This is a genomic window from Streptococcus sp. 210928-DFI.4.42, assembly GCF_020554365.1.
In the GTDB taxonomy this organism is placed as follows: domain Bacteria; phylum Bacillota; class Bacilli; order Lactobacillales; family Streptococcaceae; genus Streptococcus; species Streptococcus parasanguinis_S.
Map to the genome: position 1 here is coordinate 1 of NZ_JAJCHF010000010.1, position 17,843 is coordinate 17,843.

Below are 17,843 nucleotides of genomic sequence, written 5' to 3' on the forward strand. Positions count from 1 at the left end.
CATTCTATCCATTAAAGATGCAATTGTTATTGTCATTACTCATGATCAAAATCCAGAAATATTGAAAGAGTTTGATCAGATTATTGTTTTATAATAGAAAGGAGGTGATGATCATGATTATGGAAGATTTCAACATTTTGGAGTTAGAATTTGAAGAAATTCGTGAAGATAATACAACTAATTGGTACTTTATCTAAGATAATTTTAGATTTAGTTAATTTAAACTTTTAAAAAGAGAGTTTAAATTAGTTTGTATTAATAAAAAAGAAGTCAATAATATTAATTGACTTCTCGTGTATAACAAAAGCATGCATGTCCATCTTGCATGCTTTTATCAAATAGTTGAGGATATAAAATGGATAATTATTTCCCAAAATGGAACCAGGATAGAATCGTTTACCAATGGAAGAACGACAGATTAAGAATTGGAGCTGACGATGTTGATGTATTAGAAATTACAGGATACTCAGATTTTTGGTCAGATTTAATTTCTTGTTGCAATGGAATTAATAGCTTTGAAGAAATTAAAGATTTATTAAGAAAAAAATATGATATATCCGAAAATATTATAGAAAAATATATATCTAAATTTTCTGATCGTAATTTATTAGAAATATTAGATAGACCTGTAAATCAAATTGATCACTATTTAATTAATGAATCACTGGAAACTTATTATTCTAGTGAAGGTATTGGTGGGATTAAATTACTTGAAAAATTGAGTAATTTAAAAGTTACCATACTAGGATGTGGAGCCGGTGGTTCTCATATCGCATTACAATTAGCCCAATTAGGGGTAGGGCGACTTCATTTAGTCGATGATGATATTGTTAAAGAAAATAATATAAATAGGCAATCTATGTTTACCTTTAACGATATTGGTAAATATAAAGTTGACTGTGTAAAAGATTGTATTCTAAAACGTAATTATCAGTGTGTAGTCACAAAAAGAAAATTAAAAATGAGCACTGTTGATGCTGTAAAAAAAGAAATTTCTGAAAGTGACTGGGTATTTTGTTGTATGGATGAACCTCCTTATATAGCACAAAGATTAGTAAATAGAGCATGCTATTTATTTAATATCCCTAGTATATACTGTTTTAGCCAACGTAGCGCAGGTAAACTCTTATTTTGTAATCCTAATATTCAAAATATAGGCTGTGTTGATTGTTTACTTTATGAACAAGATAGTGATAACTTTCAAAATTTAGTTAAAAAATTTTCAAACTATGATGGAAAATTAATAACTGCAAATATTTTAACTAATATTCTATTATTGTCATCATGGGTTGTGAAGAAATGGTTAGATTGTGTAACAGAGAAAAATAGTAATGTTTGGAATACTTTATTTAGATTTGATTTTTATAGTTTTAGGGAAGATGAATTCAAGCACTTCTCTAAGCAATCTCATTGTCCTACATGTGGTCATGATTTCAACAAAAGTAAACTCTGGGAGATTCTAAAAATTGATGAATAAGAAAATTATATTTAAAAAAAATCAAGCAAGTAAATTTGCATATTTTTCATTGATGTTTGTTGCAGGTACTAGTATTGAGCAAGTAAATGAATTAGGATTTTCACATCTTATTGAACATTTACTAATACGAGCAGGGAATGAACAATCACTAAATGAATTGTTTGATATGAATGGTGCAGCTATTAAAGGAGAGACATCTAGAGATTATATTAATTTAAGTGGTTACTGTCTAGCTGAAGATTTCAATAAAATTTTTAAAATACTGATAAGTAGGATTTTCAATCTTTCTATTACTGAAGATGAACTATTGAGGGAAAAGAAAATAGTCTTAATTGAATTAAATCAGTATGAAAATAGTAAAAAATCTATTAATGATAATCGAGTAATTTTTAAAAATAGTTCTTGGTCAATAGATATTATTGGTACTAGAGGTAATATTGAGTATGTTAGTTTAGAAACTTTATATAAATTTTATATAAAAAATATTCAAGCAGGAGAATTCCAGATTGCTATTGCTGGTCCAAGTTTTCTACAAAGTGAAATCATAAGTATTGAAAATATGTTACCTTTAAGTGGATCATCTGTAGAAATTAACTCTCCGGCTTTTTCAACTGGTTTAACGGAATTAGATAAACAACAAGAACTTTCTGAAATTTCTATGTATCTAGATATATCTGGTATGGTAGCATCATCTCATGAAATGGCAATGTTAAGTATCTTAAACTCGATGTTAACTGGTATTAAAGATTCATTATTAGACCATAAGTTAAGGACACAAAAGCAATGGATATATAATATTGTATCATACCCAATATTTTATAGTAATATGACTTTACTAAAAATAGTAACTATAACACCTACAATCTATAAGAAAAAATTGATTAAAACACTGGAGAACAATCTTGTTAATGAATCCGATTTATCTGATGAACTATTATTTTATAAGGCTAAAAAAAGAGTAATCAATGAATTGTACATAAATTGTGAAGTTAATAAAAATGAATATTTAAAAACAATTTGTAGAGAAAAATTATTTGATATTCCAAGTTGGGATAGTATTGCTGAAGAGCTGGAATTGATTTCTTTAGATGAATTAAAAAGTTTTTCAAAAAAAGCAATTATTCAAAATAGGAATTACCACATTGTAATAAAATGATAATATTTTTTTTGTAGTAATCTTTATAATTTTTGTATAATGTTTTATTGAATAATTCAAAAATTTTTAAAGCATCTTCTATTTTTAAAATTGATTTTTGATTACGATGAAATTTAAGTTCAAAAAATCCTTCTAAATACAAAAGAATAGTTTGTTCAAAAAAATCTGTGGAATTAGATAATATATTCTTAGTAGCTTGTTTTAAAAATAAAGCTTCCTCATATAAGCTGTTTTCAATCATAATAAGAAGTGAATTAAGAAGTAATTGAACGAGAGCTTGTTTATTTCTAGGTATAGAACTATACAACTTTCCTTTTTTAAGCGCCTCTTTGGCATATCTAAATAATAAATTTGGTAATATTGCTCGACAACAATTTCCAAGAATAAGAATTTCGTAATATCCCCAGTTTTCAACAGAAAATAAATAATTAGTAAGATAAGAGGTGTCTTGATTACTCAATTGATGAGTATTATCAATTCCATAGATAATACTTTCAATGAAAATAGCGTTTAACTTATGATAATGAGATTTGGTTTCTCTAAACAGTTCCATCTCTTTGCTTACCATATTAAGTAATGATTTGATTTCTTGATTGTATGCAGCCTGTTGAACTAAGCGTATCAAGGTATTGAAGTCTGAAGGCTGATAATTATTACATGAAAGCAAAAACTCTTCTAGTGTTACACCTATTTTTTCAAGTAGATATAATAATTTAAAAAATGAGATTTCTGTCTCTCCTAATTCAAATCTAGATATTTGAGACTTTGAAATTTCTGCACCTGCTAATGAAGAAATAGAAATACCTTTTCCTTCTCGTATTTTTCTATAAGTTTCACCTATAATCATATTTATCTCCATTTACCATAAAAAATCATTAGAAAGCGTGACAGATTATGAAAAAATACTATCAAATCTTTTTATTATTATTTGATATTATCATTATTATTGGATTATATCAATAAAATTAATGAGTGTGTGAAAATTCAATACTAGGAGAAAATGAAATAAATATTTCCACAATAAAACGTATGATATCAAGTTTTTTGGAAAGCCTCTGTTCGTAAATTATTTTAACTCATAGTTGATGATTTCACAAATTGAAAAGTTTTAAACTTAGCATTTAAACGCTCAATTTTAATACGTATTACAACTATCTCTATTAAACTTCTTATCCTCTACAGTCGATACATGCTTTTTAGAACTTTTTAAAGGAAAAAAGATATCTCATGAATATTCATAGTATCTAAATAACAAAAACAAGTAATTGCTCTGACAAACTTGACCTATACTTTCTTTAAAAAGAGTAAAATCATGTGTATGACCATCTCAAAAAACTAATTGACAGGCACGAAGTGTCGTTAAATCGATTATGATTGTGTCTTTATGGTGTATATCTTTTTCCAGGATAAGTCTTACTTTGGTTTCTTTTAGGACATTGAAATAGGACTTTCTGTGACATCAATAGCTATAGTGACACTTGTTGATTTTAAGTTTTCTAAGTCAAATAGACTTGAGGAATGAAGAGTATATTCTACGAATGTTAATGTTCAGTGACTATCACTAGTCCAAGACCAAAATCAAAAAACTAGAAGATGTTGAGTTGATTAATAGCATAAATAATGCAAGTTCAGAATTAACTGTTTTTCTAGACTTAAAGTTTTTGTGCCTCCTCCTTTACAGTGTTTGGATTTATAAGTTGTATCTAGACAGGATATCTTTGTTGGGAAGGTATCCTTTTTGACACTAATAAATAATTTAAAGTTCTCAGGAGTTAGTTGCATGGTTTTTCGTAAAAAGTTTTCTTAACTATAGTATAGCATAGTACAGTATGGCACTTTATTTTTTCCAATAAGTCTATTATACCCCAAGGACAGCTGGTTTTAATTTTTTCTCTGAACTGTACGATTTTGCGCCAGAAATGTAGGAATTACCTTTCGTTGTGATGTGATAAAACTTACAAATCTTTTTTGTTATTCTTGACCTAGTTTTTTAGAAAGAAGGTCTAAGATGTTAAATAAAGTCAAAACTAAAGCCTTAATTAGTGTTGGAGCAGTGGCTGCAACTAGCTTTATTCTCTGAATCTTGCATGATAAGAAGAATAAAGAAATAAAAAGAAAAATCAAAGTGTTTGTTTATCGGCAATCATCACAATTCGGTTTTTTAAAATAGGATGGTATATTTTGTTTCTTTGACCAAAATTTGAACAAAAAATAGATTTGACTTTCGGTTAATAATAAGCTTAAAAGTTTTTTGAAGGAATCTATTTAGCACAAAAAAACACCTATTCGGCAAAATAGGTGTGAATGATGTTATTTATATCCATATTGTTTTAGTGCGTTATTATATGCTTCGCTATCTTTAAGATAGTAGTCGTACTTAACTCCACTAATATCAACAGAAAAGACCCCATCTTTAAATGAATATTCTTCTGTTCGACTTGCAATATTTTGTCCAGTTAATTCGATCGTATTCTTTTGTTTGTTAATGGTAAAGCCGTCGGCTTCTCCATGCTCAATGGAAGCATTATTTCCTTTAATAGTAAACGCTAACTCGTTTCTTTCACTTGAGATCCAATAATACTCACCATCTAAAGATTGGTAGTTGTTTTTTGAGCAAGCAATTAACGTAATTATTGATAATGACAACAATAATATGCTAACAATTTTTCTCATGTTTCTCGCCTCCTTTTATAATATTACTATACCAAAATAATGTTACAAAACTGTATTAATGTCTGTTATAATGGAAATTTCAAATAATGTCCATTATAACAGACATTAGTAAATTATAGAAAAAGATCTATATTTGGCTATAGTTTTACTAAATCTCTACGACTATAGATTAAAAATGTATACACTTCTATTTTACAAGTTCAACTTAAGAAAATCCCAATTACAACCATTTAACAAGTAATATAAAAAGAGTTCAATTGTCAATCCCTTTTTTAGATAAAGAAAATAATAATGGTGCTAATTAGGATTAATACCTAAATAAGTTTTAATTTTCTTTTCAAGAAAATCAATATGTTGGTTAATTTCAGTTTGTTGCTTATGAAGTTCATCAAGTTGAAAAAATAGTAGTCTAAGTCGTTGAGGAATTGTGGAGTCTCCTTTATATCTTAGGTCAGCGTATTCTTGCATATTTTTAATAGACATTCCCGTCTTTTTTAATCTAATAATGAATTGAGCCCACGCTATATCAGAGTCATCATAGTATCTACGATTATTTTCTTCTCTGTGTGAGTAAATCAATTTTTCTTGCTCATAGTATCGAAGTGTGGAAATAGAAAGTCCAGTTTTTTTAGCAAATTCTCCAATAGAATAGTGAGCCATAATATTCCCCCCCCTTTTTTTATTATTTTAGCATAATTTTTAAAAAATCAAAAAATTTTCAGTTTTCTCTTGACATAAAGTGCGCTTTACTATGTAAAATACATAGTATCAAAGGAATTTGATATAAAGCTAGGAGAGGAGGTAATACCATATAGACGAAAAATTGGTTTGAAGGAATAGAGAGCTCCAAAGGGGCTTAGTGATAAGGCTGTCAAGAACCTTGATGGGAGCAGCGACTCTTATAAAAAATGCAAATAGCAATCTGTAAAGGAGAAAATAGTATGGAACAAACGAAGAATTATACTTGTATTACTGGAGCCAGTGCTGGTATAGGAGCGGAGACAGCAAGACAATTTGCAAAATTAGGAACGAATCTTATTTTAATTGCTCGGCGTCAAGAACGACTAGAAAAATTGAAGCAAGAGATTTTGAACCATTATCCGGATTTAGATGTTGTTATTAAAGTTGTTGATTTATCGAAGTCCAGTAATGTTTTTGCTCTTTATGAAAGCTTGAAAAAATATCACATTACTACGCTAATAAATAATGCTGGTTTTGGAAATTATGATAAGGTTGAATCTCAAGATTTAGAAAAGATAATAACATTAATCCATCTAAACATTGAAGCTTTAACAATTCTATCAACTCTATATGTGAGAGATTATAAAGATTGTAAAGGCGCTCAATTGATTAACTTATCATCTAGAGGCGGATACATGATGGTTCCAAATGCAGTTACATACTGTGCAAGTAAATTTTATGTCAGTGCTTTTACAGAAGGCTTGGCATTGGAACTAGAGGCAAATCAACATCAATTAAAAGCTAAGGTTTTAGCTCCAGCTGCCACAAAAACGGAATTCGGTCAAGTTGCTACAGATTCTAAAGAATATGATTATGATGAGCATTTTGCTAAATATCACACAAGTGAAGAGATGGCACAATTTTTGATGGAATTATATCAAAGTGACAAAGTTGTTGGTTTAGTTGATGTTACAAATTTTGAATTTCATCTTAGCGGACCACTACTTAATTATTAATTATTTTAATAAATAGATATAATATGTATTGAATAATAATAGTTGTAGCCATTTTATGACAAGAAAAAAGCTTCTGAAATGTTAGATTTCAGAAGCTTTTTGTCTATCTATTATGATTTAAACCTTGGTAAGTTATAATTTTCTGTGATATTTAGGATATTTAAAAATATAGAAGTATTTTTGTAGACTAATTTACAATTTTTCCAGTATTTTACCAAGTAGTTCTTCTAACTTTCTTAAATCTCCATAGACTGTTCCGTCCATATAAAGATTGTAAACCTCGTCATCTTGCTCAACACGTATTTGTGCAGAATATCCTTTTGACAGTGCTAAGGAACGAATAACTTCTCGTTGAGTTCGTCCATTACCTTCTCGGAAGGGATGGAAATAATTAAGATTATCAAGAATTTTTGCTAATTGTTTAATAATCCCATCTTTTGAATTAGCAGTTTGATAATAGGTATGAATAAGGCGGTTTATATATACTTGGGCAGTACTGAAAGATTGTATTGACATAAAAGGATTCCCATTTTTTGAGATATTCACCTTGCGAAATTGCCCCGCCCAAGCATAGACATCTTGAAATAAATATTTATGAATGGCTAAAATATCACTAATGGAATATACTTCAATGGTTTTCAAGCGCAAGTCTGCAAGCCTTTTAGTAACGAATAAATGCTCATTCCGATAGGCTTCTTCAATATTTGTAATATTTTGTTTGTTGATTAAGACTGTAGAATTTGGATAGGTATATTGGTGATTGGGGTCAATGTACTCATAGCCTTCGTATTGATTTTTAACCAATATTCAATTCCTTTCGTTTGTTGATAACATAAGTTTTTAAATCAATCACATCTTGAACAGTAGGTTCATAATTTTCAATCATTGATGACCCAATAGCATACCAGACGGTATCGAAATCTGAAAAGTTATCAAAGGGAATCCCTAAAATTGTTAATTCTTCTTTATTTACATCAAGAGTCATGGCACACTTCCTTGTATAACGTTATCTTTATTATACCATAAAATCGGTATTTTTACCTAAAGGGATAGAGACCAAAAGATATATGTAAGCGTATAGATTAATACTTATGAAACGGTTGTAGGAGGAAAATCTCTCCTACACTATTACAGAGAAATTTCTAAAAGGGATAGAAAACCTATCTGGGATGGTCGTATCTATTTTTATCATTTAAAAAACATACTTTTGTTAATACTAAATTTTATAATATAATAGATACAATGACTTTTAAAACACTTCTTCCCTATCCATAGGTGGATAGGGTTTTTCGTTGTTCATTACACGTTCTAAACATTCAATACTAGATCTTAGGTGAAACATTTCATGTTTCCTATATTTTTCATCCTGTGAGTTTAATAGTTCGTTTAGGTGACGTCTAATATGCCAAATGACTTTTCTAATATTTGCTTCTTTTAAATTATTCATGAATCCATTGTATAATAAAATATAATCCAATTTCTTTGATTAAGCTAATTTACATGAAATATAAGCTATTCGGTTAAGAATAAGCTTAAAAGTTTTTTGAAGTAATCTATTTAGCACAAAAAAAACACCTATTCGGTAAAATAGGTGTGAATAATGTTATTTATATCCATATTGTTTTAGAGCGTTTTTATATGCTTCGCTATCTTTAAGATAGTAGTCGTGCTTAACTCCACTAATATCAACAGAAAAGACCCCATCTTTAAATGAATATTCTTCTGTTCGACTTGCAATATTTTGTCCAGTTAATTCGATCGTATTCTTTTGTTTGTTAATGGTAAAGCCGTCGGCTTCTCCATGCTCAATGGAAGCATTATTTCCTTTAATAGTAAACGCTAACTCGTTTCTTTCACTTGAGATCCAATAATACTCACCATCTAAAGATTGGTAGTTGTTTTTAGAGCAAGCAATTAACGTAATTATTGATAATGAAAGTAGTAATATACCTATTAATTTTCTCATAATCTGTGCCTCCTTCTATAATTTTAATTATACCAAAATAATATTACAAGAGTATGTCAGTGTCTGTTATAACGGAAAAATGAAGAAATGTCTATTATAATAGCAAATAATAACTTTCGGGAAATCTGATGAATTCAAAAATGAAATTGATACAAATTTGGTTATTTTTAATAAATCTAAATACCCGTTTATAGTTCACTTGTTGTCCAGGTAAAACTAAAAGGATTTAGTCATGTGAAATACAGAACTAAATCCTTTGGATAGCCTATTTGTCTATCTTTTTGGGGTCAGTATAAAATCCTCCCCTAACAATAAATTATTATTTTACAACTTTTATTACAAATATTGTGTTTTTAATCATTAAATATAAGCCAACTATCTATTTTATCTTTCGGTTTTTCCCAACTTGCAATAACACGTATTCCTTTCATTTCTGTACTGGAAATACCTAATTTTCCTCCTTTTCCTAATAAATATAATGTATATTGCGAATCAGTATTTGCTTCATAAGAACCCTTGATAAATTTTTCATCTGTACTAACTTTCCAAGCATCTAATCTAGGAATACTAATTTTTATATCTGTTTTTTGAGCAGCTATATCCAATGATATTTCTCCTTCTTTAATTTCCCTTATGCTTACTTCTTTATTTTCTTTTAAATCTATTTCCCCTGACTTTGCTATGATTCCATCTTTAGATACTACAAAAACAATAGCTTTGTCTTGTTTTTCTTTGACTAGATCTTTTGGAAAATAAAATTTTTCTCCATTTGTTCTATTCAAAATACATTTTTTCCCCATCGCAATACCCACTGTATCTATTTTTTCTTTTGTTTCATTTTTTACTGTAAATGCAACATCAATATCATCACTATTTCTGTTCATGTAAAAGAATAAACCACAAATGCACAGTGCTATAACCGGTACTAATAAAGCAATCTTCCTTTTCATCTTAACACCTCCCTTATAGCTGACTTTTCAATAATATAATTCTTATGTGCTACTTTTTCAAAGTCCTTATCATGACTTACAACTACGATCGTCTTACCTTCATCATTTAATCTAATAAGTGTATCGATTACAATTTTTTTATTCTCATAATCAAGAGAACCTGTCGGTTCATCCGCCAACATAATTTCAAACGGTTTTATCATATTTCTTGCAAGGGCTACCCTTTGCTGTTCTCCACCTGAAAGTTCATAAACCTTCGATTTTAATTTGTCTGAAATGCCCATTTTATTCAAGGCAGCTTCTATAAGATTTTTCTTATTTTTTTCTTGATTGTATTTGGCAGCAAGCATCATATTTTCCTCAACCGTCATTTTTTCCACCAAAGCAAAATTTTGAAATAAATAAGCAATTTTTTCTCTGCGTAATAGCTCTCCTACTTTAGGATCTTTTATAGGATCTCGATTTGAAAAACAGGTTACACTACCACTATCATAATTTTCTAATGTCCCAATTATATTCAAAAGTGTTGTTTTTCCTCCTCCACTTTTCCCAAAGATACAAACAAAATCTCCTTTATAAATATCCAAACTAATATTTTCCAAAATACTGTGTTCCCCATATTTCTTAGAGACATTTCTTAAGGTTATTTGCAATTCCTTTTCTTTTTGCATTTAATACCCCTCCTTTAACCTAAGTACAATGCTTCTTTCACTTTTCTTTAGTTGTAAAATTTCTATGCCAAAACATATAAGGCTTCCACAAATACCTATTATTAAACTAATCAAAAGTTTAGACATACTCCAACCATCTCTTGGTATAAACAGTCCAACATCACTTATTACTCCTGTTACCATAATAACCATAAATAAAATAATAATACTTATGATATAACCAACGATATTTTCAATAATTTTCTTATGATGTATATCAAAAAATCCATATCCCAACAACCTAGAAACATCTATTCGTTGTCCATGATTATAAAAATATGTTTCTTTATCTATTTTTAATAACGTTGCTAAAATAACAATAGATAAGACAAGACCAATAACATATATACTTGCCTCCATCTTATATTCGTCTATTCTTGAAACTATATCATCGTAGACTGAGCTGATATAGAGTATAAACGGCTCAGATTCTGTTTCTTCAATTATGTCCTTCAAACTCTCGTATCCTCTACTAGGCTCTTTGACATATGGATGTAGCTGCCCATTTACTAAAGATGATAGTTTGATTCCATAATCTGGGAGTAATTCTTTCCCATTTACTGCTACCAAAACATAATTTTTCAAGTTTGCTTCATCAATTCTTTTGCCACTATCAAAAGAAAATACACTTTGATTATCTTTCAGCCTTACATATGTTTCTGTAATTGTACCTTGTTTTTTTATATTTTGAAAAATATGATCTTCATGAATTTTTTCTTTGTCAAATTCAGTAATTTTAACATCTTCTGGAACAAAAACAATCCACTCATTTTCATGTATTTTATATTGTTCTATTTTATTCGTATCTTTATCTAAGAGATTAGCAATATGTAAATAATTTTTATTTACATAGGCATAATTGCCTTGAAACGGTTGTTGATTTAGATACTCCTCATCATCATTCATTCCCTCTTTTCTAACGTTTGGGGCATTAAATAATATTGCTCCACTATCGTCCAAACTATTCCATAAATTATTCATCTTTGGAATAACAATCTCATGGAACTTATCATCATCTTTTTCATAACTCCAAGACCATGCACAAGCCATATTTGCATAATATTTTGAGCTTTCCCAAGTTGGAATGTATTGTTTCATACTCGAGTAATCAGCGAGTCCTAAAATACTTACAATTGCTAAATAAAGAACCATAACAATCGACCCTGTTTTTATAAGAAAAGAACTTCTATGATAACTTCTTCTATAACCTTTCAATAAGGTAATAACATTAATTCCTTTTAATTTGAGATAAATCAATATAAACTCTATTGATATTAGCCCCCCTATTATAAAAGCAACTAAAATAAGTATTGTTTTCATTGATATCATAAATCCTAAAATATCACTAGGAGCAACTAAATATTCTATAATTCCAATCGTCAGTACAAGTCCCACTATTGCTGGTATTGCAAGAATATTTAAAACCTTAGAAATAGCTAAAGTTAATTTGTCGTATCCTAGTAAAATTGATATCGATAATTCCTTTGAAAGCATCCCATTATAAATAATTAGACAAAAGACAGTAGCTACAAATATAATAAAAACCGTAAGCATATATAGATATGCTTGTTTCTGTGTGAATTCACTAGAAACAGTATAATCCGGATTAACCACGACCTCTGTTTTTAATTTTTCATTTTGATTTATTTCTTCAATAAACTTATTAATATTTACTTCCGTACCTCTTACATGATAATCCCCATTAACTTTTTCCTTGCTGACGTTTTCAAAAGGAATTAAGCTTATATCTTTTGACGTGAGTAAACTCATTGATTTTACATTCTCAAAATCATTCAATTTGTCTTTGCTATCAGCAATAGATATATCTCTAAAAGATTTCTTGAACCATTCAGAATCATTTAGATGAATGTAAATCTTTATTTTCTGTTTATCAAATCTACTATTCTTAGGAATATATTCTTCCTTTATGAAGCTTAAATCATTTTTATTGGCGATTTTCTGCAATTCAATTATTGTTTTATCAGCTATTTCTGGCTTTGTTACAATGTTTACAGTAGTATTAAACTCTTTTAAGAATATATTTAAAAACATACCGTCTGAATAGAAAAACTTTCCTATACCAATCACTATAATTAGTAAAATTGCCAGTATACCCACTGTTTTTTTCATTCTGCATCATCTCCAACTTTATAAAAATAACGAGTATGAGTAATGCCACAATACTAAAATAACAACGTGGCACCGCTCAAACTCGTTCAACTATTTTTATTTATTGTTATTTAACATCAGCCCAAGCTCTATTACCACTTGAAGCTTTTTCCCAAGAAGCTTCTGCTCTACTTCCAGCTCTTGTCCAACCCGAATAAGAGAATTGACCACCAGCGCCTTGTACTGTAGTTTTATGTGTTTTATTATTGTGATCGTATTTAGACCAAACATATCGACTACCTACACCATGTCTCCATTTTCCACCTAAAAAACTTTTCCATCCGCTATCATAACTGAACAATCTTGGCAGAGTATAATCTTCTTCAAATACTTCCACCTCATAACCAAGACCTTCAACATATGGTAAGTTTGTTTTTTCTGCTGCAAATGCTGGTACGAATGATACTACATAAAACCTGTTAATAATACTAATGGCAATGCTTTTTTCATGATAAAATTCTCCTCTCTCAAATACTTAAACTTTTTGTAAAATTTTTCTTCCGAATAAAGTTTTCAAAAACTCTACTCAATCTCCGTTCCTATACCTATGAGAATTATTATAATTCATAAAACTCCACCTCCATTTTATATATTTATAATCACAGATGATGATTCAAATTAATAATTCCATTCAAATATAAAAGAGCTATCCTTATTTATATTATAGAATAGCTCTTTGCTTTATACTTAACGGTATCTTTAAATAATTCTTGCGTTTTCTTTGCGATTTAATTTAATATATATGGAAGTATTACTTTAGCACAAACTCTTTTATTCTCCTCTCCAATTTCAAAATTTCCACCCAAGTGTTTTACAATGTCACTTACAATTGTAAGTCCAAGTCCCGATCCATTATTGCTTATTCGTCTTGATAAATTTCCCCTATAAAACTTTGAAGTAACCATATTCCAATTCACATTTAAATTTGGAGAAACATCGTTTATAACACTTATTTTTAACATTCCATTAATTTCCTCAACCTTTATATTTATGCTTGTTCCTTTCACAGAATAATTAACTGCATTTGTAATCAGATTCTCCATTATTCTAAGTAAAAGTTGTGGTTCCGTTTTAATCTTACTGTTTTCCAAATTTAAAAACTCCAAAATTAAAAGATGATCTTTTATAGATAAACTTTTTTCTTCTTCCCACTGGCTAAAAAAAATTTTTATATCTACATCCGTTAAATTTAGTGGAATTTCATTTAAATTGAATTTTAAATATGAAAAAAAATCTTCACTTAAACGATTTAAATATTTTATGTTCTCATATATAACATCAACAAACTTATTTTTTTGTTCTTCAGAAAGATTTTTTTCGTCTTTTAATAGTGTTATATAACCTATCATATTCGCAAGAGGAGTTTTTATATCATGAGCTAAATACGTTAGCAGATCTGTTTTTTCTTTATATACCAGTTCATACTCCTTTTCAAGTTCTTTATTGTAATTATGAAGTTCTATAAACAAATCTCGTTCCTTTGATAATGACTCATGAAATGGTATTAAATCTTTATCTTCACTTTTAAGATAATTCAGTCCAGACTCAAAATATTGATTATATACATAAAACCTTTTTTCCTGTATTATAAATGTCCCTATCAATATAGCAACAGCCCCTAGTAAAAGTATTATATATTTACCTATTTCAAAATAAAAGGAAGCAAATTTATCTAATGGCAATTCTGGATCTACACTGTCAACAAAAGAATTATCCATTATTTTGTAAATAATGAAAAATAGGATTGTACTTAAAAATATCCATAGTATTTGATAAATAATACCTTCCACAAAAAAACGGTTTTTCTTACCCATTGATTTTATACCCCACTCCCCAAACAGTTAATATGACTGATTTTAACCCAATCTTTTCAAACTTACTTCTAATTCTTCTTACATGAACCATAACTGGATTAACTTCATTTTCTAGCACCTTATCACCCCATATTTTATAGTGTATATCATCCATATTATACACTTTACCAGGTTCTTCCATAAGCAACCACAAAATATCAAATTCTTTTGGTGTTAGTTCAATCTCTATATTACCATAGTAAACTTTATGTGTTTTAATGCTAATCTTTAAATTATTAACTTCTCTATCACAATTAATTGTATTTACAATATTTTTTGTAAATACATAATTTCTTCTAAAATGAGAATTAATTCTCGCAATCAATTCAGATGGTTCAAACGGTTTTACGATATAGTCATCTGCACCTATATTCAATCCTTGCACTCTATGAATAGGATCTTCTAAGGCAGTAAGCATAATGATTGGCATAGTGGACGTTTCTCTTATCTTTTTGCATATTTCAAATCCATTTATATCAGGAAGTAAAATATCCAATAATATCAAGTCATATTTATTTTTTTCAAATTCCTCTAACGCCTCTTTTCCAGTATGAAAAATGCTGATTTCCCAATTCTCTGATATTAAATACATCCTTATAAGCTCTGCTAAGTTAGTATCATCTTCTACAAGCATTATTTTCATTTCAGTCATTCATTTCCACCCTCCTTAAAACTACATACATCATTTGGAGTACATTCCAATGCATTACATATTTTTGCCAAATTTTTAAATGTGATTGGCTTATTTTTTCCCATCTGTGCCATGACATTAGTTGTAATCTGTGTAATAACAATAACTTCTGTTTTCTTTAATCCCTTTTTGGCGAGTTGTATCCACAAGGGTTTATAATTTAATGCTATGCCGTTTCCTCTTTTCTTTAGATATAATTTTTATGTGTATTATACCATAACCATTGGGTACACTCAATTTTTATTTGAGGATTAATTTTGTTCTGAAATTTTAATTATACCGTCATATATTCATTTTGATAATTAAATAGTAAATATTATATGATTAGTATCCATTTAGTCTGAACCATCTCTTCTGATAAAATTAACATATCTACTGTATTTGATAAATATATTCAATACATCAATCTACGTGATTATAAAATTCATTTTATGATCTCGTAGAAGTGCACCAACAACCAAAGGGCGCTAGCCTTCAAATTTTCCTCACAAAATGTGTCCAAAATATTGACAGAATTCCAATATCGAGCATTTTTTAGATCTATCCAATCCAACAGTCACGAAACTATTAAAATCGATGGAAAAAGAAAGATGGATACTTCGGAAATTCGACCAATCTGATTTGAGAAAAAAATTGATTGGATTAACAGAAAAATCATTTATGCTACTATCAACCGAAAATAAGTAATTCCAAGCAAGTTCGAATAAAAGCCTAGTCAATTTAAAATACCAAATAACACCCTATATATTAGTGTCTTTTTAGAGGCTACTAGATTATTTATTTATCAAAGTGATATCATTTAAAAAATACATAGCTTGTATAACTGTTACATATTATCTATATATTCTATCTACTTCTAGTCCACAAACATATAAAAAAGAGGCATTTAAGCCTCTTTTGTTCTCCTTCAAACACTCTGTCACTGTCCATTTACTGTCCAATATAATGTAATATTATTGAATATCGTTATTTTTTTTGAACTCTAAAGCCTTTAAAATCAAGATTTCTAATGATATCAAGACCTAAAGAATCTTAAATTAAGTCTTGCATATTCATCATAGTAATGACATTCCTTCCAACTTCTGAAATTTACAGTTCATTATACCATTTTTTAGACGCTTGGAAAAGCTTTGGATAGTAATCATGAAAAGCTTCTTTCACTCCGGATGGATTTTTAAGCTTTCACTACAAAATGAAAGAGAGCCTTTTTGAGCCTCTCTCAGAAAAATAATAAATTGTATTAGGATAAAATCATCGAAGCCACAATTGGACTAATGAATACATACAAAATTCCTGTGATCCCTATTGCCAATCCTGCCATAGCACCGGCCACATGACCATACTTAAACGCTGTCCCTGTTCCTACTGCATGTCCAGTTCCTCCAAGGGCTAAACCAATAGCTACTGGATCTTTTATTTTTAACAGTTTCAATATCGTTGGACCCAAGACACTTGTTAATAATCCAGTTGCTACAACTACCACAAGAGTGATGGTCGTAATTCCTTGCATTTTTTCAGTAATCCCAACTGCCATTGCAGTCGTAACCGATTTTGGAAAGAGCGAAATGGCTAGAAAGTACTTCATTCCAAATGCTTTCGCGATCAAGGCTGTAAAAATCGTATTCACAATAACCGCTACTGTTGAGCCGATCAAAATACTCCGTGCATGATGCTTCATCAAATGGAAACTTTTATAGAGAGGAATCCCCAAGGCGACTGTCGATGGTCCAATCAACTGATTTAAAAGGGAACCACCGACATAGTAATCTTTATAAGAAATTCCTGTAATCATTAAGAATAAGATAACGATTACTGTAGCCACTAAAAGTGGCGTTGTTATTGGATGGGGATATCTGCGGAAAATTAACATCCCAATCAAATAAGCCCAAATAGATAAGACAATCCCAAATAAAGGATTACTCGCAAAATTAGCCATGCTTGTGTCCCCCTTCTGGATAATCACCCTCAAAACGATTTTTTATAAAACTAACCACGATTGCAATTAAAGCCACATTGATGACCAAGGCTCCAACTAGAATCAACATGATTGGAAACAGATAAGGAGCAATCACATGGAATTTATCCATGATACCGACCGCAGGGGGAAGAAACAGAATCGTCATGTTAGCTAACAAAAAATTTCCTACCATATTTACGTGGCGCATGCGTAATAACTTAAACTGTAATAATAAAAATAGGATCAACAGCCCGATCATACTTCCAGGAATTGGTAAGTGCAACCCATCAGAAATGATTTCACCAATTAATGAAATCGTGAATATAATCGTCAGTTGTACATATAATTTCATCTTCATCTCCCTTTTTATGGATCATTTCCAATAAGGATTCGTATCCTCGCTTCTGCTTACTTAGAAGTAAACATCCATTTATCCCTATCAGTTTACTCCTTTTCGGAAAATTTGCAAGCTTTTTTCTAAAAAAATAAAACAAATTACCAAAAATTGAAGCTACTATTTTGATTCATGACATCCATTTTATGA

At 29.4% G+C, this 17,843-nt stretch carries 19 protein-coding genes and 1 pseudogene; 5 read left to right on the forward strand and 15 right to left on the reverse strand.

Annotated elements, in window-relative coordinates; translation table 11 throughout:
• Positions 1-355 precede the first annotated feature (355 nt).
• Together LIZ08_RS05130 and LIZ08_RS05135 are read left to right on the forward strand one after the other, a co-directional pair.
• Positions 356-1,477, forward strand: coding sequence for a HesA/MoeB/ThiF family protein (locus tag LIZ08_RS05130; RefSeq protein WP_049489279.1), 1,122 nt, complete (start codon positions 356-358; stop codon positions 1,475-1,477).
• The gene (locus LIZ08_RS05135) at positions 1,470-2,633 is read left to right on the forward strand and encodes a M16 family metallopeptidase (RefSeq protein WP_049489280.1); all 1,164 of its coding nucleotides are present in this window, start codon (positions 1,470-1,472) and stop codon (positions 2,631-2,633) included. Before LIZ08_RS05130 ends, LIZ08_RS05135 begins: the two co-directional genes overlap by 8 nt.
• On the opposite strand, the gene LIZ08_RS05140 is transcribed toward LIZ08_RS05135, so the two are convergent.
• On the reverse strand, positions 2,596-3,480 hold the full coding sequence (locus tag LIZ08_RS05140; protein WP_049489281.1) for a helix-turn-helix domain-containing protein: 885 nt from the start codon (positions 3,478-3,480) through the stop codon (positions 2,596-2,598). The genes LIZ08_RS05135 and LIZ08_RS05140 overlap by 38 nt on opposite strands.
• 1,161 nt (positions 3,481-4,641) lie before the next feature.
• Between LIZ08_RS05140 and LIZ08_RS05145 the strand changes: the two are divergent.
• Positions 4,642-4,710, forward strand: a pseudogene (locus LIZ08_RS05145) (peptidylprolyl isomerase); the annotation flags it as partial.
• A gap of 233 nt (positions 4,711-4,943) precedes the next feature.
• Here the strand turns inward: LIZ08_RS05145 and LIZ08_RS05150 are convergent.
• Together LIZ08_RS05150 and LIZ08_RS05155 are read right to left on the reverse strand one after the other, a co-directional pair.
• A complete protein-coding gene (locus LIZ08_RS05150) occupies positions 4,944-5,306 on the reverse strand; it encodes a hypothetical protein (protein WP_227038427.1) in 363 nt (120 codons plus the stop codon).
• 297 nt (positions 5,307-5,603) lie between these two features.
• Entirely contained in the window at positions 5,604-5,966 is a 363-nt protein-coding gene (locus tag LIZ08_RS05155) for a MerR family transcriptional regulator (RefSeq protein WP_009731713.1), read from the reverse strand.
• A 281-nt stretch (positions 5,967-6,247) separates the two neighbouring features.
• Here LIZ08_RS05155 and LIZ08_RS05160 point away from each other — a divergent pair, with 281 nt between their 5' ends.
• The gene (locus tag LIZ08_RS05160; protein ID WP_049489283.1) at positions 6,248-7,003 is read left to right on the forward strand and encodes an SDR family NAD(P)-dependent oxidoreductase; all 756 of its coding nucleotides are present in this window, start codon (positions 6,248-6,250) and stop codon (positions 7,001-7,003) included.
• Positions 7,004-7,195: 192 nt separating this feature from the next.
• Here the strand turns inward: LIZ08_RS05160 and LIZ08_RS05165 are convergent, their stop codons facing one another.
• From LIZ08_RS05165 to LIZ08_RS05210, 10 genes are all read right to left on the reverse strand, one after another.
• Positions 7,196-7,807, reverse strand: coding sequence for a Fic/DOC family protein (locus LIZ08_RS05165; protein WP_000240414.1), 612 nt, complete (start codon positions 7,805-7,807; stop codon positions 7,196-7,198).
• Entirely contained in the window at positions 7,800-7,988 is a 189-nt protein-coding gene (locus LIZ08_RS05170) for a hypothetical protein (RefSeq protein ID WP_000171299.1), read from the reverse strand. The genes LIZ08_RS05165 and LIZ08_RS05170 overlap by 8 nt, the downstream gene beginning before the upstream one ends.
• 618 nt (positions 7,989-8,606) lie before the next feature.
• Entirely contained in the window at positions 8,607-8,969 is a 363-nt protein-coding gene (locus tag LIZ08_RS05175; RefSeq protein WP_049489285.1) for a hypothetical protein, read from the reverse strand.
• 353 nt (positions 8,970-9,322) lie between these two features.
• Entirely contained in the window at positions 9,323-9,919 is a 597-nt protein-coding gene (locus tag LIZ08_RS05180; RefSeq protein WP_049489286.1) for a hypothetical protein, read from the reverse strand.
• On the reverse strand, positions 9,916-10,590 hold the full coding sequence (locus LIZ08_RS05185) for an ATP-binding cassette domain-containing protein (RefSeq protein WP_045613439.1): 675 nt from the start codon (positions 10,588-10,590) through the stop codon (positions 9,916-9,918). The genes LIZ08_RS05180 and LIZ08_RS05185 overlap by 4 nt, the downstream gene beginning before the upstream one ends.
• Positions 10,591-12,759, reverse strand: a complete 2,169-nt coding sequence (locus tag LIZ08_RS05190; RefSeq protein WP_049489287.1) for a membrane protein — start codon at positions 12,757-12,759, stop codon at positions 10,591-10,593.
• Between the two features lie 106 nt (positions 12,760-12,865).
• The gene (locus tag LIZ08_RS05195; protein WP_227038428.1) at positions 12,866-13,135 is read right to left on the reverse strand and encodes a lactococcin 972 family bacteriocin; all 270 of its coding nucleotides are present in this window, start codon (positions 13,133-13,135) and stop codon (positions 12,866-12,868) included.
• Positions 13,136-13,526: 391 nt separating this feature from the next.
• Positions 13,527-14,612 (reverse strand): sensor histidine kinase, encoded by a 1,086-nt coding sequence (locus LIZ08_RS05200; protein ID WP_070586693.1) that lies wholly within the window; start codon positions 14,610-14,612, stop codon positions 13,527-13,529.
• The gene (locus LIZ08_RS05205; protein WP_065426928.1) at positions 14,605-15,303 is read right to left on the reverse strand and encodes a response regulator transcription factor; all 699 of its coding nucleotides are present in this window, start codon (positions 15,301-15,303) and stop codon (positions 14,605-14,607) included. The genes LIZ08_RS05200 and LIZ08_RS05205 overlap by 8 nt, the downstream gene beginning before the upstream one ends.
• Positions 15,300-15,512, reverse strand: coding sequence for a helix-turn-helix domain-containing protein (locus LIZ08_RS05210; RefSeq protein WP_049489289.1), 213 nt, complete (start codon positions 15,510-15,512; stop codon positions 15,300-15,302). The genes LIZ08_RS05205 and LIZ08_RS05210 overlap by 4 nt, the downstream gene beginning before the upstream one ends.
• A gap of 352 nt (positions 15,513-15,864) precedes the next feature.
• Here LIZ08_RS05210 and LIZ08_RS10465 point away from each other — a divergent pair, with 352 nt between their 5' ends.
• Complete coding sequence (locus LIZ08_RS10465; RefSeq protein ID WP_141751547.1) at positions 15,865-16,029, forward strand: MarR family transcriptional regulator; 165 nt, start codon at positions 15,865-15,867, stop codon at positions 16,027-16,029.
• A gap of 553 nt (positions 16,030-16,582) precedes the next feature.
• Here the strand turns inward: LIZ08_RS10465 and LIZ08_RS05220 are convergent.
• Together LIZ08_RS05220 and LIZ08_RS05225 are read right to left on the reverse strand one after the other, a co-directional pair.
• Positions 16,583-17,278 (reverse strand): LrgB family protein, encoded by a 696-nt coding sequence (locus LIZ08_RS05220; protein WP_003008843.1) that lies wholly within the window; start codon positions 17,276-17,278, stop codon positions 16,583-16,585.
• Complete coding sequence (locus tag LIZ08_RS05225; RefSeq protein ID WP_134974423.1) at positions 17,271-17,651, reverse strand: CidA/LrgA family protein; 381 nt, start codon at positions 17,649-17,651, stop codon at positions 17,271-17,273. Before LIZ08_RS05225 ends, LIZ08_RS05220 begins: the two co-directional genes overlap by 8 nt.
• Between the last annotated feature and the right edge of the window lie 192 nt (positions 17,652-17,843).